This is a genomic window from Mesorhizobium sp. M0217, assembly GCF_040321955.1.
In the GTDB taxonomy this organism is placed as follows: Bacteria; Pseudomonadota; Alphaproteobacteria; order Rhizobiales; family Rhizobiaceae; genus Mesorhizobium.
Map to the genome: position 1 here is coordinate 158,961 of NZ_JAMYSN010000009.1, position 21,428 is coordinate 180,388.

At 60.2% G+C, this 21,428-nt stretch carries 20 protein-coding genes; 14 read left to right on the forward strand and 6 right to left on the reverse strand.

What is annotated here, in order from left to right; all coding sequences use genetic code 11:
* Positions 1–18: 18 nt before the first annotated feature.
* Complete coding sequence (locus tag NKJ18_RS16980; protein ID WP_023689447.1) at positions 19–1,656, reverse strand: methyl-accepting chemotaxis protein; 1,638 nt, start codon at positions 1,654–1,656, stop codon at positions 19–21.
* 1,111 nt (positions 1,657–2,767) lie between these two features.
* On the opposite strand from NKJ18_RS16980, the gene nanR reads away from it, so the two are divergent.
* The 13 genes from nanR to ligD all read left to right on the forward strand — a co-directional run bounded on the left by nanR (position 2,768) and on the right by ligD (position 15,613).
* Entirely contained in the window at positions 2,768–3,475 is a 708-nt protein-coding gene (nanR, locus tag NKJ18_RS16985) for a transcriptional regulator NanR (protein ID WP_023689446.1), read from the forward strand.
* Entirely contained in the window at positions 3,475–3,780 is a 306-nt protein-coding gene (locus NKJ18_RS16990; RefSeq protein WP_023669450.1) for a putative quinol monooxygenase, read from the forward strand. The genes nanR and NKJ18_RS16990 overlap by 1 nt, the downstream gene beginning before the upstream one ends.
* Positions 3,781–3,827: 47 nt before the next feature.
* On the forward strand, positions 3,828–4,604 hold the full coding sequence (locus NKJ18_RS16995; RefSeq protein WP_023726880.1) for an HpcH/HpaI aldolase family protein: 777 nt from the start codon (positions 3,828–3,830) through the stop codon (positions 4,602–4,604).
* Between the two features lie 14 nt (positions 4,605–4,618).
* Entirely contained in the window at positions 4,619–5,671 is a 1,053-nt protein-coding gene (locus NKJ18_RS17000) for an NAD(P)-dependent oxidoreductase (RefSeq protein ID WP_352758943.1), read from the forward strand.
* 121 nt (positions 5,672–5,792) lie between these two features.
* Positions 5,793–7,448 carry an extracellular solute-binding protein gene (locus tag NKJ18_RS17005; protein ID WP_352650121.1) on the forward strand — a complete coding sequence of 552 codons (1,656 nt, stop codon included), beginning with the start codon at positions 5,793–5,795 and terminating at the stop codon, positions 7,446–7,448.
* An 84-nt stretch (positions 7,449–7,532) separates the two neighbouring features.
* Positions 7,533–8,474, forward strand: coding sequence for a carbohydrate ABC transporter permease (locus tag NKJ18_RS17010; protein ID WP_023669455.1), 942 nt, complete (start codon positions 7,533–7,535; stop codon positions 8,472–8,474).
* A complete protein-coding gene (locus tag NKJ18_RS17015; RefSeq protein ID WP_352758946.1) occupies positions 8,474–9,322 on the forward strand; it encodes a carbohydrate ABC transporter permease in 849 nt (282 codons plus the stop codon). The genes NKJ18_RS17010 and NKJ18_RS17015 overlap by 1 nt, the downstream gene beginning before the upstream one ends.
* A 12-nt stretch (positions 9,323–9,334) precedes the next feature.
* Complete coding sequence (locus NKJ18_RS17020; RefSeq protein WP_023669457.1) at positions 9,335–10,429, forward strand: ABC transporter ATP-binding protein; 1,095 nt, start codon at positions 9,335–9,337, stop codon at positions 10,427–10,429.
* Positions 10,426–12,399 (forward strand): D-apionate lactonase family protein, encoded by a 1,974-nt coding sequence (locus NKJ18_RS17025; protein WP_352758948.1) that lies wholly within the window; start codon positions 10,426–10,428, stop codon positions 12,397–12,399. Before NKJ18_RS17020 ends, NKJ18_RS17025 begins: the two co-directional genes overlap by 4 nt.
* A gap of 97 nt (positions 12,400–12,496) precedes the next feature.
* Complete coding sequence (locus NKJ18_RS17030; RefSeq protein WP_023689441.1) at positions 12,497–12,802, forward strand: DUF6894 family protein; 306 nt, start codon at positions 12,497–12,499, stop codon at positions 12,800–12,802.
* 35 nt (positions 12,803–12,837) lie between these two features.
* Positions 12,838–13,332 carry a YidB family protein gene (locus NKJ18_RS17035; protein WP_023682271.1) on the forward strand — a complete coding sequence of 165 codons (495 nt, stop codon included), beginning with the start codon at positions 12,838–12,840 and terminating at the stop codon, positions 13,330–13,332.
* 55 nt (positions 13,333–13,387) lie between these two features.
* Positions 13,388–13,747 carry a DUF4112 domain-containing protein gene (locus NKJ18_RS17040; protein WP_032905106.1) on the forward strand — a complete coding sequence of 120 codons (360 nt, stop codon included), beginning with the start codon at positions 13,388–13,390 and terminating at the stop codon, positions 13,745–13,747.
* A 96-nt stretch (positions 13,748–13,843) separates the two neighbouring features.
* The gene (gene ligD / locus NKJ18_RS17045; protein ID WP_023805135.1) at positions 13,844–15,613 is read left to right on the forward strand and encodes a DNA ligase D; all 1,770 of its coding nucleotides are present in this window, start codon (positions 13,844–13,846) and stop codon (positions 15,611–15,613) included.
* 13 nt (positions 15,614–15,626) lie between these two features.
* Here the strand turns inward: ligD and NKJ18_RS17050 are convergent, their stop codons facing one another.
* From NKJ18_RS17050 to NKJ18_RS17070, 5 genes are all read right to left on the reverse strand, one after another.
* The gene (locus NKJ18_RS17050; RefSeq protein WP_460221718.1) at positions 15,627–15,821 is read right to left on the reverse strand and encodes a DUF3606 domain-containing protein; all 195 of its coding nucleotides are present in this window, start codon (positions 15,819–15,821) and stop codon (positions 15,627–15,629) included.
* 575 nt (positions 15,822–16,396) lie between these two features.
* Entirely contained in the window at positions 16,397–17,437 is a 1,041-nt protein-coding gene (locus tag NKJ18_RS17055; RefSeq protein WP_023669464.1) for a sensor histidine kinase, read from the reverse strand.
* Positions 17,434–18,921, reverse strand: coding sequence for an ATPase domain-containing protein (locus tag NKJ18_RS17060; RefSeq protein ID WP_023669465.1), 1,488 nt, complete (start codon positions 18,919–18,921; stop codon positions 17,434–17,436). Before NKJ18_RS17060 ends, NKJ18_RS17055 begins: the two co-directional genes overlap by 4 nt.
* 174 nt (positions 18,922–19,095) lie before the next feature.
* Entirely contained in the window at positions 19,096–19,299 is a 204-nt protein-coding gene (locus NKJ18_RS17065; protein ID WP_023669466.1) for a CsbD family protein, read from the reverse strand.
* A gap of 273 nt (positions 19,300–19,572) precedes the next feature.
* Positions 19,573–20,160 carry a CGNR zinc finger domain-containing protein gene (locus NKJ18_RS17070; protein WP_245263761.1) on the reverse strand — a complete coding sequence of 196 codons (588 nt, stop codon included), beginning with the start codon at positions 20,158–20,160 and terminating at the stop codon, positions 19,573–19,575.
* Between the two features lie 163 nt (positions 20,161–20,323).
* Here NKJ18_RS17070 and NKJ18_RS17075 point away from each other — a divergent pair, with 163 nt between their 5' ends.
* On the forward strand, positions 20,324–21,295 hold the full coding sequence (locus NKJ18_RS17075; protein ID WP_023805137.1) for a DMT family transporter: 972 nt from the start codon (positions 20,324–20,326) through the stop codon (positions 21,293–21,295).
* Positions 21,296–21,428 lie beyond the last annotated feature (133 nt).

Consider the following 21,428-nt stretch of genomic DNA (forward strand, 5'->3'; position numbering starts at 1 on the left):
CCTCCTACTGCCGGCTCGCTATGCTCGTAGCTTGAACCTCGATATGCTACTTCGCATGCCGCCTGAGACTTGATTGAGCTCGTCGATCGCGAGCGTCGATTGCTGAAGGGACTCGACTGTTTGCTGAGCTGCCTCGCTTAGCTGGGTTAGCGTGTCGCTGATCTGCCCCGCGCCGGTCGCCTGTGCTTGCATGCCTTCATTGGCGACTTCGAAACGTGGCACCAGCCCCTGAACCTGCTGAATGATCTCGAAGAGTTGCCCGCCGACCTGCTGGATGTCCTGCATACCCCGACGGACCTGCTCGGAAAACTTGTCCATGCCCATCACCCCGGCCGCGACTGCCGACTGGATGTCCTTGACCATTTGCTCGATATCGTAGGTGGAGACAGCTGTCTGGTCCGCGAGCCTTCGGATTTCCGTCGCCACCACTGCAAAACCCCGGCCATATTGGCCTGCCTTCTCCGCCTCAATGGAAGCGTTGAGCGACAACAGGTTCGTCTGATCGGCCACTTTGGTGATGGTCGTCACCACCTGATTGATGCTGCCGGCTTTCTCGCTCAGGATCGCCAGTTTGGAATTGATCGCGCCAGCCGCTTCCATGACCTGCTGCATGGTTTCTTCCATACGGGTCAGCCCCGCTTGCCCCCCGCCAGCCACGGCAGCGGTTTGTTCGGCAACTGTGGAGACCTCGTTCATCGTGCGGACCAGTTCGTTTGATGTGGCGGAGATTTCCTTGGCTGTCGCTCGGATTTCTGTTGTGGTCGCTGCGATTTCAGTCGCAGTTGCCTGCTGTTGCTTGGAGGTGGCGGCGATCTCAGTTATCGACGTGCCGACCTGTATGCTGGACCTTTGAACCTGACCAATGAGGGTTGTGAGATCGTCCGCCATTGCGTTGAAGCCGTCGGCAAGCACGCTGAATTCGTCTCGGCGCCTCAGATCGAGCCGTTCGCTGAAGTCGCCTTGCCGCATCAATTGAACCGCGTCGACCAAACGGGTGAGCGGACCTGTAATGGCGCGAAACAGCTGGTAACCCAAAAGAAGGGCTAGCCCGAGGGCTATCAACAAGCCAACGCTCAAACCGACTTCGGCCGTTCTGACGATCGAGCTGATCCGCTGCGTCGCGCTGTTTGCCTCGCCTCTGTGATCCTCAACCATGGCCTGCAGAGCGGACTGCAATTTTACAAAGATCGGCTCTACTTCGTTCTTGATAGCTGGGCTTTCATTGGGAGTTTCACCTTTCGACAAGGCAGCCCGGCTTGTTTCCAGCACAGCAGTTTCAGCCAGACGGAATTGGTTGGCGAGTTGTTTGACGGCTGCATAATTCTGCTTGTCGATATCGGAGACGATCGTTGCCTCATAGTCGTCCATCGACCGCTGCACCTGGTTGCGATTGGTCGTGATCGCGTTTTCAACCGTGCTTCTGTCTGACGGGTTGTCCTGAAGGGCATATTCCTGAAGCAGACTATGGGCCGCCATCTGGCCCGTCATGATCTCGGTACTGTGATAAAGGTCCGGAAGGATGCCCTTCTCGACCTCAGTCGCCTCCTCCCCCGCCTGAAGAAACCAGGCGTACGCGATGAGGGCTATCACGGACATGACCACCAGAACGGCTGCGAAACTGACGAGGATGCGGTGGCGTATTGTCAGACTCTTCATGGAACCGGTTCACCAATGGGGGGCATCGTGGGCTGCGCGACAAGCGCTCGTTCCGACATATTCGAAAAGGTGCGTCGAAAAGCGGTAGTCTGATGCTGAATGGTTTCTTTTCCGTTCCATAGCTAATGATGGCGAGGCGGCTCGCCAATCGGCGCCACCAGAAGCGGTGGTCAAAGGACGACTGCCGTCCACGCACATCAGCCCGAGATCGGCTGGATGGCACGCCGCGTCAGGAGGAGCGTGGATGAGCTGCTTGAGGCCACGAATTGAATGACTGCTTAGGCCAGGTCGAGGCAAGAAAGCCGACGTCCTGCTTGCTGCCCCTAAGCTGCCAGGCGGGAACGCGCCTCATATCAGCCGTCCAGCATGATCGTCGCTACTGAAAGCGGAATCGCCGAAACCAGATGTCGCAAACTGGCCAACGCGTAGATTGGCGTCGAGTGCGGGTTCGGCATTTGCAGGTGACGATAACTAAATGGCAAGCGCCCCCGCCTGAGGCCCTCAGGACTAAAAGATCTTGAGAAAACCAGTTTCAAATGCGCATCCTCAAGCGGCGGCCGCCCACCGCACGAGGATGGGCACAATGTGACGAGCGCTCTGGAGCCTAGAGAGAACTGACCCGACACCACCTTCCTTTGCGGCATTGCGGCGGCGCAAAAAGATTACGAGATGGAGCAGGCGTATTGCCAAATGGGTCCACCAGCGAGAGTTCGCGTTTTCCGCCTCGGCTGTGAACCCCACTTCCATTCGCTGGTCTTGCTCAGGTCGAGGTCTACTTTGCCATCGAGGGCTCATGTTGCGGCTCATAAGCAGGCGGTTGGGTAGGTCTCGGCCAGCACACGGCCCGGTGGCACTCACTGCGGTCCACACCGCAGTTGAAACTGACCACCCGACCCAGGGTTCGAAGACGGTCCCCGATCGGAACACCGAGCAGAGTGTGCTCGCGCTCCTCAAGTCACCGATATCCTTGGTGAAGACGTTGAAGGCGTGTGCAAAGGACGCCTCGACATCGGCGGAGTGATTAAACGGCTCGGCTACCGGATGCTTAGACATTGTTGACAAGGGTGCTATGGGATCATAACGTACCTGACTGGTATAACAGGTATGCCACATGATCGGAGTTCTGATCAAGCAGCGGAAGCTTTCGGACGAGGTGGCAGCGCACCTCGAACGGATGATCCGAGAGGGAGAGTTGGCCGAAGCCGACCGTCTCCCATCTGAACGGGAACTCATGCGGCAGTTCGGGGTAGGGCGGCCTTCCATCCGTGAGGCGCTGCTGCATCTGAGCAAAATGGGCCTTGTCGAGGTAAAATCGGGGGAGCGTGCCCGCGTCACTCGACCCACTCCTCAATTCGTGATTGACGCCCTTTCAGGGCCGGCTCGGCACATGATTTCGGCGCCGGGAGGGGTTCACGACTTCCAGAGCGCGCGCTTGTTTTTCGAGGTCGGTCTTGCCCGCAACGCCGCTGTGCATGCTACCCCGGAAGACATTGAGAGCCTCAAGGAGGCGCTCGAACTCAACCGGCAGTCGATCGGCGATCTGGCGCGCTTCGAGCGCACGGACGTAGACTTCCATTACGTGCTGGCGGTAATCACCCGCAATCGGATCTTTACAGCTATTCACGCGGCCTTGGCTGAATGGTTGCTCGAACAGCGTCGCACCACATTGGCCAAGGGTGAAGACCGCAAGGCTTACCAGGCTCATCGCGAAATCTTCGAGGCCGTCGCCGCGCGCGATCCAGACGCGTCAGAGACGGCCATGCGCAGCCATCTCGAATATGTGGCCAAGCGGTATCTGCAACTTGCGAGGCCCAAGTGATGACCGGATTTGTCGTCTGGGTCGATTTCCGCCTGAGGCCTGGTGCCCGGGACAGATTCCGAGAACTTGTCGACGCCAATGCGACCGCCTCGATGCGCACCGAGGCCGGCTGTCGCCGCTTTGACGTGACGGAGGCGCGCGGCGAACTGGATCGGGTCCTGCTCTATGAGATTTACGATAGCGAGGCCGCATTCGAGGACCACTGCCGCACCGCTCATTTCGACGAATTCAATACGCAGAGCGCGCCGCTCGTCGTGACCAAGTTGGTGACGACCTGCGACCTCGTTCTTGAAGCCACGCATTGAAGCGAACATAGGCGGATTGGCCCATTGGGGCGAACGGGAGGAAGTGCATGTCGGAGCCAAGTCTCAGGGCGTTAGCTTCTCACAGGCGGGTCAAGCTCGGTACGCTCGTCGCCGAGTTCGCCACGCCGGGAATCGGTCACATCCTGAAGTCCGCTGGCTGCGATTTCGTCTTTTTCGACATGGAGCATTCGGGATTTAGCTTGGAAACGCTGAAGAGTGCGATCCGTTATTTCGAGGCGGCCGATCTGCCGGTCATGGTGCGTGTGCCGTCGCAGGACTACCATTTCCTCGCCCGCGCCATGGACATGGGCGCCGAAGGCCTGATCGCGCCGATGGTGAGCAGCGTCGAACAGGCGCAGCACATCATCAACTCCATGAAATACCACCCTGCCGGCGCCCGCGGCGTGGCGCTGCAGATCGCTCATGACCGTTACCGTCCGGGCTCGGTCGCTGACAAATTCGAGGCCGCCAACAAGCGCTCGACGTTCATCTGCCTGATCGAGACTGCCGACGGCGTCAAGAACATTGACGGCATCGCGGGACTGGACGGGGTCGATTGTCTGTGGGTCGGACATTTCGATCTGTCCGTCTCGCTCGGCATTCCTGGCGACTTCGCCCACCCCACTTTCACTGCTGCAATGGCCAAAATCGTTGCCGCCGCCAAGAAGCACAACAAATCGCTTGGACGCTTGGTGCCCAACGTCGCCCAGGGACACGAGTTCTACGCACAGGGCTTCGATTTCATTTGTTATTCAGGCGACGTTTGGGTCCTGCACGACGCGATCGCCGACGCGGTTTCCAAGATCCGGGCCGGGTGCCAATAGGAGCGGAGGAGACGATGGACAGCGTGAAATTCAGGGTGGCGCTTTCCGGTGATTTCCGCAGGCCGGACGGCTCGCCGACCTACCCAGATTTCGATCTGGAGCCGCTGCGCAATGCGACAGGTGTCGAGATGGTGTTCCTGGAGTCAAACAGTCCGCTTCGCGCCGACCAAGTTGAGGATTTCGATGCGCTGATCCTCCTCGCCCATCGTTTCGATGCCACGAGTGTCCCCAGGAGCGGCCGCCTGGCCGTCGTTGCCCGCTTCGGGGTCGGCTACGACACTGTCGACGTTGAGGCATGCACCGCAGCCGGTATTGCCTTGGTCATCACGCCCGATGGCGTGCGACGGCCCGTCGCCGTATCCGTCATCACCTTCATGCTGGCGCTGACCGGCAAGCTGCTGACAAAGGACGCGCTCACCCGCAAAGGGTCTGTTGGTTTTGAGAAGCGCTCCGAACATATGGGGGTCGGCCTCGTCGGGCGTACGCTTGGGTCGCTGGGCATCGGCAACATCGGTGCCGAGGTCTTCCGCTTGGCGAAGCCCTTTGACATGCAATTCATCGCCCATGACCCGTTTGCCGACAAGGGGGTCGCTGCCGACCTGGGCGTCGAGCTGGTAGGGCTGGAGGATCTGTTTCGCCGCGCCGACGTGCTGTCGGTGAGTTGCCCCCTGTCGCCCCAGACCCACCACATCGTCAATGCCGAGCGGATCGCCCTGATGAAGCCGACAGCTTACCTGATCAACACCGCGCGCGGCCCGATCGTCGACCAGAAAGCGCTGACGCAAGCACTGCAGGAGCGCCGCATCGCCGGCGCCGGTCTCGACGTGCTGGAACAAGAGCCTCCCGACGCAGACGATGCGATCCTCAAACTCGACAATGTCATCCTGGCGCCGCACGCGCTTTGCTGGACCGACCAGTGCTTTGCCGGCAACGGTGCCGCGGACGTCAAAGCGGTAATGGAGGTGCAGCGCGGTCGCGAGCCGCGCGGCGTGGTCAATCGCGAGGTGCTTTCGAGCGAGCTGTGGAAGACCAGGCTGTCTGGGCTCGCCGCCCGCTTTGGAACCTAGGAGGACACTGATTTTAGGCGCGCCGCCGCGGCCTGTTTGCGGCGACCTTTACGGGAGGAAATGCTTGACCGCTGCGCCGGCGGACGAGTGAAGCAAAAGGAAAATGGGAGGACCAAGCACTATGAACGATCGTGAAAAACGTGACTTTCAGGCAGGTCTCGAAGCAGAGGTCGACGCCTTCATGCGCGGCGAAACCACCCGCCGAACTTTCATCACCCGCTTCGGTCAGATGACCGGCATGCTGGCCGTGTCCGGCCCGCTGCTGGGGATGATGACCGATTGGGCGCTGGCGCAGCAAACATTGGAATTGGCGGACGCCACGTCGCCGCTCGGCCAGGCGCAGGCGGCAGCCCTGAAAGCATCGAAGGAAGGGCCTGCGGACGGTTCCGCCTTTCGCGCGGCGGAGGCGGCCAAGGCGCATTCGGGCGTCACCCTCAACATGACCTACGAGGCTGGCCTGCAGGCACTCGACCCGCGCAATTTCAGCGGGCCGATGTGGGAGCAGCTTACCGGGATGAAGTCGAATGTCGTCGAGCTGTCGAACCCGGACCAGTACTCCAAGGCAGTCGCCGAGCACATCGCCGGCTCGGGTGCCTATGACGTCCTCGACATCTCGCCGGCCTGGACGCCGTCGCTTGCCGATGGCGGCGTCATCGCCCCGCTAGACGACTACATCGCCAAATACATGAACCCGGCAGACCTCGAGGACTATCATCCCCTGTACAAGGCGCTGCCGACCTACAAGGGCAAGATCTGGGGGTTCTTCGACGACGGCGACATGTTCGCTCTCTACTACCGCAAGGACATCTTCGAGGATCCGAAAATGGTGGAGGCTTACCAGGCGAAGTTCAACGCCAAGCTTGGACCGCCCAAGACATGGGAAGAATATGCCCAGATCGCCCAGTTCATCACCGACCAGATGGCGCCAAAGGTCTATGGCGCGGGACATTTCCGCAAGGCGGGCAGCCCCGGCAATCAGTTCGATTTTCTGCAGCAGTACCGGGCCAACGGCGGAAAACTCTTCGGCGACGACATGAAGGCAGGTTTGGTTTCGGATGCCGGCGTCAAGACGCTCACAAACATGCTCGCCGCAAACAAGGCCTCGATCCCCGGCAACAACGAGCTCGACGCCGTCTCCTTGTGGGCGGCTTTCCTGACCGGCAAAGTCGCGATGATCTATTCCTGGCCTCCTAGCGGCCGTATGGCAGCGAACTATTCGCAGTCGGCCACGGCAATCAACTTCATTCCGCAGTCCCAAATCGCCGGCAAGGTCGGCTATGCCGTGGTTCCGGGAAATCCGGAACATGCCACCGGCTACAACAAGGCACTGTCGGCCGACTCGCCCAACCCTGAGGCGGCGTATCTGTTCATGCAGTGGGTATGCTCGCCACCCGTCTCGCTGGCACGTTGCATGCTGCCCTACGCGCTACGCGACCCGTACCGCATCTCGCACTTCAAGTCCGAGCTCTACGGCGCGCTCTTCCCGAGTGCCAAGGAGTACCTTGCCAACCTCAACAACTCGGCAAACGTCGGTCTGCTCGACCCGATCATGCCAGGCGCGCAGGACTACTTCTTGAGCATCGATCGCATGTGCACGGCGGTGTGGGCTGGTGCGGATCCGAAGGCGTCGCTTGAAACGGCGGCCGCCGAGTGGAACGAGACGACCGACCGACTGGGTGTGGATTCGCAGAAGGGCTTCTACACCGAGTTCTTGAAACTGCCTGGCGCCACCGCCGACAACACGGTGGAAAAACTTGGCATGGCGGTCACCCTCTGAAGGGAGGCGGACTCTCTGGAGCAATTGGTGTTGCGGGCGCTTGGCTCGCAACACCTCCCCGCTAAGCGGCGATAGGATACGCCTATGCAGCCCACCGCCACGATCCGTCATTTGAAGGCCGCCGGCGCACCGCCCCGGCTGTCTGCCTTTGCCCAATGGGCAGACCGTCATTTCAAGTGGCTGCTGGTCGCCCCCGCTGTGCTGCTGATATTGGCACTGTCGATCTATCCGCTTCTGTTCTCGCTGGTGGTATCCTTCATCAACTACGACTTCCAGGTGCCGGGCCACGCCTTTGTCGGATTGAAAAACTTCGAGCGGGTCGTGTTCGATCCCGTAGCACGTTGGTCGCTGTTGCTGACAGCATCGCTGTCGGGCATCAGCGTCGCTATAGAATTCGTTCTCGGCCTCCTGGTGGCGCTGACAATGGTGCGCAGCTTTCCGGGCCGCGGTGTGATCATGTCGATCCTGATCGTGCCGCTGTTCATCAGCCCGGTCATCGTCGGCCAAGCCTGGACGCTGCTCTTACAGCGGCCTTTTGGACCGACCAACTATGTCCTGACGCAACTATTGGGGCAGGAGGTTACGATCGGCTGGATGACGGAGCGCCCGTGGCTCTACGTCTCGCTGATCATCGCCGATGTCTGGCAGTGGACGCCGTTCATGTTCGTCATCCTGCTCGCCGGGCTGACCGCAATCCCACCCAATCTCTATGAGGCGGCAGAACTCGACGGCGTCAACGCCTGGCAGGTTTTTTGGGCGATCACGCTCCCGCATCTCGGGTCGATGATGCTGCTGGCGCTGACCTTCCGTCTGCTCGACGCAATCCGTATGTTCGATACCATTTTCATCATGACAGGGGGTGGCCCAGGAACACAAACCTACACGGCCTCCTATTATCTTTATACCATAGGCTTCACGCAGTTTCATCTGTCGCAGGCAACAGCAGGAAGTTGGCTGTTCCTGATCTTTACGGCGCTCATCGTGACGTTGCTGGTGCGTCGGCTCTTGAAGGTGGAACCGGTCTGATGGCCGCCGTCGCGCCCGCCCGCCGCAGGAAACGCCGGTCGTTGCCGATCGGCCGAATTCTGCTGCTGGGGTTCTTCCTGGTGTTCGTGCTGTGGCCGCTCTACTGGATGTTCAACACCTCCATCAAGCCCAGCGACGACTACCTCACCGTACCGCCTGTCTGGTTCCCCGCCGCTCCGACGCTTGTCCACTACAAAGCTGCGCTGTTCGCCTATCGTGGTCTCGACGGGCTCATCAACAGCCTGATTATTTCGCTTTCGGCCACGGTGCTTTCGGCGCTGCTCGGCACGCTGATGGCCTATAGCCTGGCGCGCTACGACACCGGCGGCAAGCATCTGTCTTTCTGGGTGCTGTCGCAGCGCTTTTTGCCGCCGATCGGGATCGTGCTGCCGGTGTTCCTGATCTATCGCCAGGTCGGGCTCTACGACACTCATGTCGGCCTGATCATCGCCTATACGGTCTTCACGCTGCCGGTCTCGGTGTGGATGATGTTCGCCTATTTCCGCGGCATGCCGAAGTCGATGGAGGAGGCGGCCCTCGTCGATGGTTGCACGAGATGGGAGGCGTTCTGGCGCGTTGCCGTGCCGCTCGCAGCACCGGGCATCGTCGCGGCGGCTGTCTTCGCCTTCATTGCATGCTGGACGGAGTTCTTCTTCGCTCTGATCTTGTCCAGCCGAACTGCCTTTACACTGCCAACGGTCTTCCGCGCCTTCATCGGCTTCCAGGGCGCGCAATATGGCGAAGCCGCGGCCCTTGCCATCGTCTCCCTTGTGCCATCGATCGCCCTTGGGGTCCTTGCTCAACGTCATCTGGTGCGCGGGCTGACGCTCGGCGCCGTTCGCGGTTAGGAAAGCTCCCGCATGGCCGAAGTCAAAATTACCGGCTTGCACAAGCGCTACGGCGCGTTCCATGCCGTGCGCGGCATCGACCTGGACATTCGCGACGGCCAGTTCACCGTTCTGGTTGGACCGTCCGGCTGCGGCAAGTCCACGCTGCTCCGGACCATCGCCGGCCTGGAGGAGATATCGGAAGGCACGATCGAGATCGGCGGCGAGGTGGTCAATGATTTCCGGCCGCGCGATCGCGACGTGGCAATGGTGTTTCAAGATTATGCGCTCTATCCGCATATGAGCGTGGCCAAGAACATTGGCTTCGGCCTCAAGGCTCGCAAGATGCCGAAGCCAGAGGTCGAGGTGCGCGTGGCCGAGGCGGCACGCATGCTTGGGATCACTCCGTTGCTGGGGCGTTTTCCGCGCCAATTATCCGGCGGCCAGCGCCAGCGCGTCGCCATCGGCCGCGCCATAGTCCGCAACCCGCGCATCTTTTTGTTCGACGAGCCGCTGTCCAACCTCGACGCACAGCTTCGCGACGAAATGCGCGGCGAAATCAAACGCCTTCACCAGGACATTGCGACAACGATGATCTACGTCACCCATGACCAGATCGAAGCGATGACGTTGGCTGACCGCATCGTGCTGATGCGCGACGGGTTGATAGAGCAGCAGGGCGCGCCACTCGAGTTGTTCGAGCACCCGGCCTCAACGTTCGTCGCTGGGTTCCTGGGTTCGCCGCGGATGAGCTTCCTGCCAGGTACCCTTGCCTTGGACGCAGGCGCCGCTGCCATCCGGCTCGCGGATGCACTGCTGCCTTTAGCGCGCGGCAGGGGGCTGAAGGGCGTCGCGGACGGACAGCAGGTGCTGCTCGGGTTGAGGCCAGAACACCTCACTCGTGCGCACACTGCAACGCCGGAGCAGGGCACGTTTCGCTATGAGGCAACGATCGACCTGCTGCAGCCGACCGGCTCGCGCAGTTACGCGACATTCCGACTGGCCGGCGCGCCGGTGATGGCTGAGCTGCAGGCGCACGATGTCAGCCGTCCGGGCGAGAAGCTTGCGATCGACATCAACATGAACCGGGCCTCGATCTTCGACGCCACGACGGAGCGCGCAATTTGACCTCGGCAGCTTCCCTGGCAGTCCGCTTGTGTGGCACCGAAGAGCTCGAGGCACCGCTGCGCACGCTGCGCGCCGGATCCTTGTCGGTCGCGTTCGACAATGGGGCGTTGCGTTACATCCACGTTGGGACGATCGAGGTCTTGCGCGGAATCTCGTTTCTTGTACGGGACGAAAACTGGGGAACATGTACCACCGTTCTCGATGATCTGCGGATCGACGAGAGGCCGGATGCGTTCGCCATTGAATACCGTGCAACATGTGCTGCAACATCCGGCCGCCTGATTTACCGGGCGCGCGTCTCAGGCCGTGGCGATGGTGCGCTGTCGTTTGTGGCGGAGGCAGAGCCCGAGACCGACCTTTTGACGAATCGGACCGGCTTCGTCGTCCTTCATCCGATCGAGGGCTTAGCCGGCAAGCCGATAAAGGTGCTGCATGAGGATGGTCACGACGAGCTATCGTTCTTGCCGGACCACATCGATCCAAAATGTCCGTTCACCGACATCCGGGCGTTGTCGCACGAGATCGCGCCTGGGATCTGGGCGACATGCACCATGGAGGGTGATGCCTTTGAGATGGAGGACCAACGCAATTGGTCTGACGCCTCGTATAAAACATATGTCCGCCCTCTGCGTCGCCCGTGGCCTTACAGACCGCCCAGGGGCCAGAAATTCACGCAGGCCGTCCGGCTTCACGTGTCAGGAACGCTCCCTGCCGGGACGTCTGAAAATCGCAATCCACTCATCAACCTGACGATCGGCGGACCGGTCGGCCGAGTGCCCCGCACTGGCGTCGGCGTCGCCGCCGACGAGGCAAAGCACGCGCTCGAAACCCCCGAGCTCCTACGACGAATGGCTCCCCAGTGGATGGTCTGCCAGGTCGATCTCCGGATCGCACACGGCCAGGACGAACTAGAAAGCTACGCCGCGCTCGCACGGCTGACCGGCGCTGGAGTGGTCCTCGAGATTATCACCAAGGGCACGCGCGATCCATTCGGCGAATTGGCGCCGGTCGCGGATGCTGTCCACTCACTCGGCCTCAAACTAGAAGCTGTCTCCGTCTTTCCGGCGCAGGACATGACATCCGTACAGCCGGGAGCACCGTGGCCGACTATGCCCAGCTTCCACGAAAGCTACTCCGCCGCTCGCCGGGCTTTCCCGGGCATCGCGCTGGGCGGCGGCATGGCCGCTTACTTCACCGAACTCAACCGCAAGCGTCCGCCAGCCGAAGCGCTCGACTACGTGACCTTCACCACCTGTCCAAGCGTGCACGCCGCAGATGATGTCTCGGTGATGGAGACACTTCAGGCAATCCCCCATCTAATCCGCTCCGCGCATGCTTTCATGGGGGAACGCTTGCCACTGCGTATCGGTCCCATCCAGCTCGGCTGCCGTGAGAACCCATACGGAAAATCCACTGCGCCGAATGAAGCGAACGCTCGCGTCTGTCTATCGCGCATTGATCCTCGTCAGCGCGGGCTGTTCAATGCGGCTTGGACTGTCGGATATTTCGCGGCCTGCGCTCGCGAAGGAATCGAGGCCGTCGCGTTCGGTGACTTCGCCGGCCCCTTTGGCCAAATCCATAGGAAGGCTGATTTCGTGCAGCCATGGTATGACCAGCAGGATGGCCCAACGGTCTATCCCGCTTTCCATGTCTTGGCTGGTCTCTCAAAGCTCGGCGGAGCCACCTTGCTGTCCGTACGAACTTCCGGCGCTGACGGCGTCGCCACGATCGCGGCTGAACAAGATCGCCGCGTGACCCTGTGGGTCGCTAACCTTACCGCCAAGACGCAATCTGTGCGGCTTTCGGATTCGCCGAGCAGCGCCCGCATTGCTCTTCTCGGCGCCGAGCAGTTCGAGCGGGCGGCAACCGATCCCGACTTCATGGAAAGTTCCGCAAGACCGCTGGATGATCAAAGCATCTCGCTTGGCGCCTACGCCGTCGCGCGAGTCGACCTCGATCGATCGTCTTAGGCCTAGCCGATGTTCGCTGTTTGGCCAAACCCCCGTAAAGATGAGGGTGGTAGTTCCATACTCTAAGGCAGCGCGTGGAATCCATCTCGCTTATACGTTGTACTATCGCGACGGCGACCAGGCTCGCCAGGTTCCGCCTGCCGAGACGCCAAGTTTTGAGGCCGCTCGCGCCGAAGCGATCCGTTGCGGAATCGGCCTGTTGGCTGATCTGGGCGATGACGATATGACCGGATGGTTAGTGCGCATGCGCGATCAGGCAGGCAACGAGCTTTGCACGATCAACGTCTGCGAGGCCGAAGCCGCACCGCAAACGGAAACAAGCCGGTTAGGCAGCACCGCTCACGTCTGTGTCGATATGCCGGCCCTTATTCAATTAGATCGTCGCCGGTCGGAACTTTTGTGATGTTGAGCCCTTGTCATTGAACAGTGGAGGTACCAATGGCTAACCTGGGAAAATTGGCGATCGCGATGCTCGGCGTCTTGGCATACCAAAATCGCGACAAGATCGGCGACATGATCCGTGGAGCGGGCGATCGCAACCCAAATGATCCGCAAGGCGGGATTCTGGATCAGCTTTCAAAAGGCGTTTCGGGGACCGCGCTTGGCGATATTCTCGACCGGTTCAGAGGGGCAGGCGCCGGATCGAAGGTCGATTCGTGGGTAGGCACCGGGCCGAACGAGCCGATCCAGCCAAGCGAGGTGGAAGCAGCCATAGACGAAGACACCCTGACTTCCCTCTCGATGCAGACCGGCCTTTCGCGCGAGGAGCTCATAAGCCGGATCACGCGAGATTTGCCTGAGGCCGTCAGCAAAATGACGCCTACTGGTGAATTGCCCGTTGAGGCGCCGAAAAGCTCCGGTGAGACGACCTTGCTCGACGACGTGCCATCGCACAGGACGCAAGCGAATTCAGGCGGTCAAAGCGATATCTAAGGTGACGGCTATCCATCAGGGAGAGATACTAAATCGTACTGGCGCGCGAGTTGGCATGATCGGGCAGGGCGGTCACGATGGTCATACAGCAAACGTACTTGCCGAGTTGGATCTATTGGCCGCGCTACTCGATTCCCGCTGGCGCATTCCAGGCACATCAATTCGTTTTGGACTGGATGCGCTCGTAGGTCTGGTTCCCGTACTCGGAGATGCGGCGACGGGCATTGTCTCGGCCTACATCGTCTTGCGAGCTCGAAACGTCGGTGCCGGAAATGGGTTGGTCGCCCGCATGCTAGGCAACGTGCTGCTGGATACGCTCGTAGGAAGTGTCCCAATTCTCGGCTCGATCTTCGACGTCTATTTTAAGGCGAACAATCGCAACATCACTCTGCTGCGCCGTCACATCAACAAGTGAGGCGGATAACCAATCGTCGCGATGCAATTCTTCTAAAAGGCTCGGAACCGACAGGGGCGCTGGGGCTTGAGTCGCGATTCCTGGAGTCGCGAGCATATGACCAGTGCCATTGACCGGCTTTCGTTCATCGAGTTCCAATCGCCCACACTGGTCGAGAAAGCTCCCGAAGGCGGAGATTGGCTTCACGAGATCAAATATGACGGCTACAGGACGCAGCTGGTCGTTGAAGGCGGAAAGGCGCGAGCATTCACGCGTCGCGGCTACGATTGGTCCCACCGTTACAAGAGGATTGTTCAGGCCGCGGCAAGCCTGCCGGTCAAATCCGCTATCATCGATGGTGAAGCTGTCGTCCTGGGCGACACCGGCCTGCCGGACTATCAAGCCCTGGAACGTGAGCTGGGCAACCCAAGTTCGCTGCGGATGACTCTCTACGCTTTCGACCTCCTGTACCTCGATGGCCGTGATCTACGGGAACAACCGTTAGTGAAGCGCAAGGCTGCGCTGAAGAAGCTGCTGACCGAAACCGAGCCAACCCTGACTTATGCCGAGCATCTGGAGGTGAACGGCAAGGATATGTTCGACCATGCCTGCCGGATGGGCATAGAGGGAATCGTATCCAAGCGAGCGGATGCTCACTACCGCTCGGGCGTCCAGACCAGTTGGGTCAAGGTCAAATGTGTCAAGAGCGACACTTTTCCAATCGTGGCTTTCGTCGAGAAACTTGGCGCGCAGCCGCGCCGCATCGCATCGTTGTACATCGGCAGGCGAGAGGGCGACCGGCTGCTTTATGCCGGGAAGGCCCAGACCGGCTATACGCTGGACGCAGCCCGGCGCGTTAGGGAGCGGCTTGATCCGCTTGTAATCGCCAAGTCACCGCTGTCGGAGCCGATCAAGAAGCCCAAGGCGACATGGGTCGAACCAGACGTTCTTGCCGAGGTGCAATTCAGTGGCGTGTCGGACCGGGGCATCTTGCGTGAGGCGGTCTTCAAGGGACTCCGCGAGGACCTTCAGGCAATCCCGCCCAAGCCTCCATCGCCGTCCAAGCGGAGGTCGGAAGGACAACACGGCGTCCCGCGCGAGAACATTCTCCAGCTGCTACCCGATGCGGTTGCACCTTCCAAGGAAGAGCTGGCAGACTATTGGCGGCGGGTCGCTGATCAAGTTCTAGTTCATCTCGTTCGGCGACCGCTGAAGCTGGTCCGCCACGCCTCCGGCGCAACCTTCTATCACAAGGGACCGCTACCTCGGATACCGTCGTCCGTGCACCAGCTCCGCGTTCAAAAGCGCGAAGGCGGCGAAGGCGTTCGGGTATGGATAGATGACATGGATGGTCTGCTTGGCTTGGTCGAGATGGATGCCGTTGAGCTTCATCCTTGGAACGCGACGATTGAAGACATCGAACATGCGGACCGGCTCGTCCTCGACCTCGATCCCGGAGAAGGCGTGCCATGGGACGCTGTGATCGAGGCCACGCTGGCGCTACGGGGCATCTTGGAAGCGGCAGGCTTGGAGAGCTGGCCAAAGGTCACTGGCGGCAAAGGCATCCACTTGATGGCCCCGCTCGTTGCGAAGATGACCCATGACAGCGCCCGGAAACTGGCCAAGTCGCTCGCCCACCGTCTGGTTGATACCTATCCTGACCGATACCTGTTGTCAGCTGACCCCGCAGCCCGAGGAGGCCGGATCTTTCTCGACTATCTCCGCAACGGACGGGGCAATACCGCAATAGGCGCTTTTTCCCCGCGAGCGCGGCCCGGCTTCCCAATTGCCCACCCGGTCACATGGAAGCAAGTCGAGGCGGGCATCCGGCCAGACGTTTTCACGCTCGCGCAGCCTTTCAAGCCCGCTCGTCGAAAAGCCGCGTGATGCGTCGCGACCATCAGCCGATATCAGCCCGTTTTCTTGCCTCGCGTTCGAGCCTCTTCCGGTCGTTGCCGTGTTCTCTGATTAGTTCGCGGACCTGTTCTGGCGTGATACGATGCTGTTTGGCGAAATAGCGAACCTCATAATCTTCATCGACTGATACACGATTGCGATCTCGAAAATCACGCTTGCTCTTATCGTCTGCCATCATCTTTCCTCCTGATCAGAGAAACAACGACCGACGTTGTATGTTCCCGGCGCCTCACTTCGGCCGCCAGAGCGCGGGCTGTCCGACCGTACTGGGGCCGCAGGCATTGCGAAGGTGATCTGGCGAAAGTTGGTTGGCCAAAGGCGAGGGTGTTTCGTTTGCTGTTCGGGATAGCTGACCGTCGATCGAGCCTGTCTGCGGGCCTCTTGGTTTTTTACGACGCCAGTCGGAACCCAGACGGGTCGCGGATGATTCAGATGCGCATCCGGGCTATCAACGAGGATCGTGAGCAAAATGGCGGGGGGTGACCACGAAGGCGACAAAACTGCGCTCCGGGAGCCCAAAGTTTCGTCTAGGACGCATGACCCGGGTCACAGCGCCGCGGCACGAGTTCGACTTCATCACCAAGGTCGGCCGCATAGACCACGCCGGAGCTCTCGCAATGTTGCAGAGGCATATGGGAGATATAGAGGCGGTCTTTTTCGGAACTGATGTTTTGGCTAAAGCGCTAGACCAGCCTGCCGAGTGACGCTCAGTTAATCCCTATCGCGGCGCCCAGCCAGCCTTTCCGTTGCCGCTCAGTAAGCCGGCACAAGGCGCGTGTTTCGCAACGGCAAGGCCATGGTGAACTGCAAGCCGTCACGATGGTAGTTCAATTCGATCTTGGCGTTGCATTGCACGGTCACGACTTTTTCCAGAAGTGTCGTGCCAAACCCCCGGCGACTGGGCTGCTCGACTTTCGGCCCATCTCGTTCCCGCCAGTCAAGATTGACGATCTGTGTATCGCCGGACCCGCCTAACGACCAGCGGACATCAAGGCGGCCTCCCGTTTGCGAAAGCGCGCCAAACTTCGACGAATTGGAGGCCAGTTCGTGGAAAGCCATCCCGACAGGGACCGCAATGTCGGCGACTAGCGCTACGTTCGGGCCTTCCAGAACGATACGCGGCCTGTCGCGCGTCTCATAGTGGTCAAGCTCGCTTTCGAGCAGCTTGTGCAGGGAGGCAGTCTGCCAATAATCGTCGGTAAGCATCGAATGGGTCTGGGCCAGGGAAACGAGCCTGGCTGAAAAATCGCGTACGAAATCATCGACGTTGCCGCTCGACTTGGCCGTCGCGCCCATCATGGCGCGAACGTTGGCCAGCGTGTTCTTGACGCGGTGATGCAGCTCGCGGATGAGCAATTTCTGCCGATCGGCGACCTCCCGCTTCTGTTCGATGTAGGACTGGACCTCACGCTGGCGGGCGCGGGCACGCAAGGCGGAGCGCACCGAGTTGGCGAGGCTCGAAGCCAGAAATGGCCGTTCAAGCACGATCAGATAGCGGTCCAGAAATGCCATCCGCGTGTCGACTTCGTTCCCCCGCATCGTCAGAAGCACGATCGGAAAATCCGACCATGCGGGTTGGGCTTCAAGCCAGGCCGCAAACTGCGTTCGATCGGAACTGAGCAGGGCCTCCTCGGCCACGACAAGGCACTGAGCCTCGTCGAGAAGCGGCACTGCCTCTTCCAAGCTGCCGCACACACGCGAGGCAATCTGGTTTGTAGCCAGGATGGAGGCCGCGATCCTCGCGTCACGGCCAAGCGGCGCCAGCACGAGAACGGCGGGGCTGGACGACATCATAACGCCTTGTCCCTCAGAAGGTCTGTCGGCTTGCCTTCAAATTCCGGAGATCCCATCAGGATGCCGCGGAATTGTTCCAGTGGCTCACCTACGGCCACGCCGTTACCGCCGATTTTAAACTCACGAATCGTCTCTTCGTGGGGGCCGACACGTTTCTTGACAACGGAAATCGCGCGTCTCAACTGACCTGCGTTCTCGAAGAAGCGCAGAAGCATGATGGAATCGCAGAGATAGGTCATGTCGACCGGCGCTGCCGTTTGCCCAAACAGCCCGTGATTGGCCAACAGCAGGATCGTCGCCACTGCCTTCTGATTGAGATAGGTGAGGATCTCGTGCATCTGAAGCACCAGATGTTGTTCTTCGGACATGGCATTGAGATAGCCAGTTAGGCTGTCGATCACGACGATCCGCACATTGGATTCTTCGACGGCCGCTTGGATGCGCGAAGACAATTCGCCTGGTGAAAGCTCAGCCGGATTGACAGATTCAAGCATCAGCGTGCCGTCCTCGGCAAACGGCTCCAGGTCCATGCCGAGCCCGGCGGCGCGCGCCAAGAAGATGCGCTTTGTCTCGTCAAACAACAGCACCAGCACACGCTCGCCACGCTCGAGTGCGGCATAGCAATAGGTGCAGGCAATTGTAGACTTGCCAACGCCAGACGGCCCCATCAGCATCGTGCTGGTACCACGGGCCAGCCCGCCGCCAAGCAGGGTGTCGATCCGGTTGTTGCTCATGGCCGGCGTATCATGCTCGGCCACCTCATGCTCGGCTGCAACGAGCCGCGGATAGGCGATAACGCCGCCTGGGCGAATGACGAAATCGTGAAAGCCGCCCCGGATCTGCACGCCGCGCATTTTGATCACGCGTAGCCGCCGACGCTCTCCACCATAGACGGGCGACAGCTGCTCCATCCGAATGACGCCGTGACTGATCGAATGCAAATTGAGGTCATCCTGCTCAGCGGTCAGGTCGTCGAGCATAAGCACCGTCACATTGTTGAGCATGAAGAAGCTCTTCAATGCCAACACCTGGCGCCGATACCGCAGTGACCCTTGCGATAAAAGTCGAATTTCAGAGAGCGAATCGAACACCACGCGATCGGGTCTGACGCGTCCGATCTCGGCCATGGCAGACTGCACGGTTTCGCCGAGTTCCAATTCCGAGGAATGGATCAATGTCTGTAGCTGCGCAGGATCGAAACTGAGCTCCGGCGGCACAAGTTCAAGAATTTGCACCCCCTTCAGATCCCAGCCGTGACGGCCAGCAACCGAGAGCAGTTCGCGCTTGCTTTCTGACAAAGTGATGTAAAGGCATGTCTCGCCATTCTTGGCGCCCTCGATCAAAAACTGGAGGCCAAGAGTGGTTTTTCCAGAACCTGGTTTCCCTTCGATGAGATGGGAGCGGTTCCTGGCGTAGCCGCCACGAAGAATGTAGTCGAGGCCGCTAACTCCAGTTGTGATCGCCGAGGCGTCGTCTCTGTCCAACTAATCCCCCAATGTAATTTCGAGAACCAGATAACGACGGGCACCTTTCGCGGTTCCACGTCTCTCGGTGAGCGCCCTTGTCGTGAGACTCACGAAAAGGCGACAAGAAACGCGGCAAAAAAGGGCGCCGTACCTCTCGGAGCCCTTTTTCAAGTTCAGTTTGGAACCGGCGACCTACCAGCCTTGCCGGCCATACCAGTCATCGATGTCGCGCCGAGCGCGGTCCTTCTCAATGCCGTAGCGCTCCTGAATCTTGCCTTCCAACTGATCGCGGTTACCGGCAATACGGTCCAGATCATCGTCTGTGAGTTTGCCCCACTGTTCCTTGACCTTGCCCTTTACCTGCTTCCAATTGCCTTCGACACGGTTCCAGTCCATGGCACCTATCCTTGTTTGTTTCGGACTGAGAAAAACGCCGTAACGCTACCGGAGTTCCCGTCAAGTTTGAGCAGATCGACCGATCGAAGCGTGGCGAGGTAGGCGGCCCCGAAGCAACCCGCTCTGGAACGCGATGATGGCTTGCCGCGCCGGCTGTGTTCTCCACACTCTTGGCCACAGTCGCTCGCGAGACCAGCTTCGTTGGACAAACAGCGACAGGGATAGCGTGAAGCCAACTATGCTGCGTTGGTCATCCAAGCCTGGCGTCAGATACTAATTCTTGCTGTCGGGAGCCATGTTCCCTGCGGCTTTTGCCCTGAAGCGCCTTACCCGGCTGCGTGTGCCGCAGCTCTCATCCGAGCACCACCGTCTGCGCCCGCCACGCGAGGTGTCGATGAAAAGCCAACCGCAGTTCGGCCCGGTGCACTCGCGCACGCGGCGGCGGTCATTCCTGGACACCAAAAACTCGGCTGTCTCAAAGGCCACGCGGTGGCCGATCGTGTTCAGACTGGCTGCGTCGGTCCACTGCCAAGCGAGGCGGTCGCCGGACGGGAAAAGCGAGCGCTTCGGCAGGGCTAGGGCGACTGCATCGCGCACGATTTGCAAGGCATCGTCCGGCACCCGGGCGCCTGCCGCCTCGGCCTGGAGAGCCGCGTAAACGGCCTCGCGCAAAATCTTGGCCTTTTCCAATGCCGCCTCCGCAAGGAGCGGGCGGGCGGAAGCCTCCGCGAGCAGTGCTCGCGCCTCATCGACGTCGATCAAATCGGCACGTCCAGCCCAGACGACCAGGTCGGCATAGGTCTGCAAGAGGTCTGGCCCCCACACATCGCGTCGCGCGTCGACCGTGTTGACGAAGTCCAAGCAGGGGTGACCGCCAACCATGCGCATGTCGACGATAGTCTTCGCACCATCCATCCCGGAAACATCGGTTGGCGGAACCGTATTGGCAAGAGGCCGTTGTAACGAAATAAACCTCTTTTGGCCGTTACGACGAACCAACAACGCCCAGCGAAGGCTGCTTCCGATGAACCGCAACACAGCGACATTTCTGGTTTTATGTGTGATCTGGGGCACCACGTGGATCGGTATCAAGGCAGGGATCGCCACCGTGCCGCCTCTGATGTTCGCAGGCACGCGTTTTACAGTAGCCGGCTTGCTGATCCTCAGCGCGACGCGCCTAAGGGGCGCTGCTCTACCACGGGTGGCGAAAAGGAGTTGGCCGCGTCTTTTCGTTGTTACGTTGTTCATGATTCCGCTTTGCTATGGCCCACTCTTTTGGGGCATGCTCTACGTCGATACGGGCACCGCGGCTGTTCTTGAGCTTTCGCTGACCCCCGTCACGCTGCTTGGGTTTGCGTTGCTTCTGGGGGACGAACGCTATGACGGCCGCAGGCTCTTTGCGATTTTGCTCGGTGCGGCCGGTCTGTGCGTCCTGTTCGGGCCCGAAGCCTATGCTAGTTGGACACACGCAGACCAGCAGGGCAGGGGGCTCCGGCTGCTGGCGATGACAGCGGTGGCGTCGGCAGCTTTAATCTATGCATGGGGTTCGGTGCTCGCGCGGCCGCTTCTTGAGGTATATTCATCGGACTTCATCGCCGGCTTCACCACCCTTTTCGGGGGCGCATTCCTAATTCTCATCTCACTCGTTGTGGAGCCAGGCGCGACCGCGGCTCTAAAAGGCAATTGGGGCTGGCCGGCCTGGGTCGGGTGGCTGTTCCTCGTGCTGTTTGGTTCGTTCATAGGCTACACTCTATTTATCCGGCTCCTGCACGAAATCGGCGCCTCGCGCGCCGGAGCATTTGCCTTCGTCTCACCCGTCATTGCCGTCGTGCTTGGCATCATCACCTACGGCGAGGAGGTTAGCCTGATCGACATCATCGGCATGGCTATCATGCTCTTCGCAGCGTTTCTTGCGCTACGCGAGCGCAAACAGGAAACATCATCCGCTTCCCCGCCGTTGATTCCACGCTCCGCGCGGGCTGATGGCAGAATATGAAAGACGGCGCGCGCATCCAGCCGCCAATCAGCCTTGAGACGGAAAAGCACAAGGTTCGCGTCTATGCGAAAAGAGGGCTGTCCCGGCAGCGTATCCCGCCTACCACCGGCGGCGAGGAAAGCTCCAGCTCATA

Bases quoted from the DNA above. Each gene is read 5' to 3' on its own strand.
- NKJ18_RS17055 (WP_023669464.1), bottom strand. From the start codon at position 17,437: ATGATGTCGTCCAGCCCCGCCGTTCTCGTGCTGGCGCCGCTTGGCCGT.
- NKJ18_RS17050 (WP_460221718.1), bottom strand. From the start codon at position 15,821: ATGATGGCAGACGATAAGAGCAAGCGTGATTTTCGAGATCGCAATCGT.
- NKJ18_RS17005 (WP_352650121.1), top strand. From the start codon at position 5,793: ATGAACGATCGTGAAAAACGTGACTTTCAGGCAGGTCTCGAAGCAGAG.
- NKJ18_RS16995 (WP_023726880.1), top strand. From the start codon at position 3,828: ATGTCGGAGCCAAGTCTCAGGGCGTTAGCTTCTCACAGGCGGGTCAAG.
- NKJ18_RS17040 (WP_032905106.1), top strand. From the start codon at position 13,388: ATGATCGGGCAGGGCGGTCACGATGGTCATACAGCAAACGTACTTGCC.
- nanR (WP_023689446.1), top strand. From the start codon at position 2,768: ATGATCGGAGTTCTGATCAAGCAGCGGAAGCTTTCGGACGAGGTGGCA.
- NKJ18_RS16990 (WP_023669450.1), top strand. From the start codon at position 3,475: ATGACCGGATTTGTCGTCTGGGTCGATTTCCGCCTGAGGCCTGGTGCC.
- NKJ18_RS17020 (WP_023669457.1), top strand. From the start codon at position 9,335: ATGGCCGAAGTCAAAATTACCGGCTTGCACAAGCGCTACGGCGCGTTC.
- NKJ18_RS17075 (WP_023805137.1), top strand. From the start codon at position 20,324: ATGAACCGCAACACAGCGACATTTCTGGTTTTATGTGTGATCTGGGGC.
- NKJ18_RS16980 (WP_023689447.1), bottom strand. From the start codon at position 1,656: ATGAAGAGTCTGACAATACGCCACCGCATCCTCGTCAGTTTCGCAGCC.
- NKJ18_RS17015 (WP_352758946.1), top strand. From the start codon at position 8,474: ATGGCCGCCGTCGCGCCCGCCCGCCGCAGGAAACGCCGGTCGTTGCCG.
- NKJ18_RS17010 (WP_023669455.1), top strand. From the start codon at position 7,533: ATGCAGCCCACCGCCACGATCCGTCATTTGAAGGCCGCCGGCGCACCG.
- NKJ18_RS17035 (WP_023682271.1), top strand. From the start codon at position 12,838: ATGGCTAACCTGGGAAAATTGGCGATCGCGATGCTCGGCGTCTTGGCA.
- ligD (WP_023805135.1), top strand. From the start codon at position 13,844: ATGACCAGTGCCATTGACCGGCTTTCGTTCATCGAGTTCCAATCGCCC.
- NKJ18_RS17000 (WP_352758943.1), top strand. From the start codon at position 4,619: ATGGACAGCGTGAAATTCAGGGTGGCGCTTTCCGGTGATTTCCGCAGG.
- NKJ18_RS17065 (WP_023669466.1), bottom strand. From the start codon at position 19,299: ATGGACTGGAACCGTGTCGAAGGCAATTGGAAGCAGGTAAAGGGCAAG.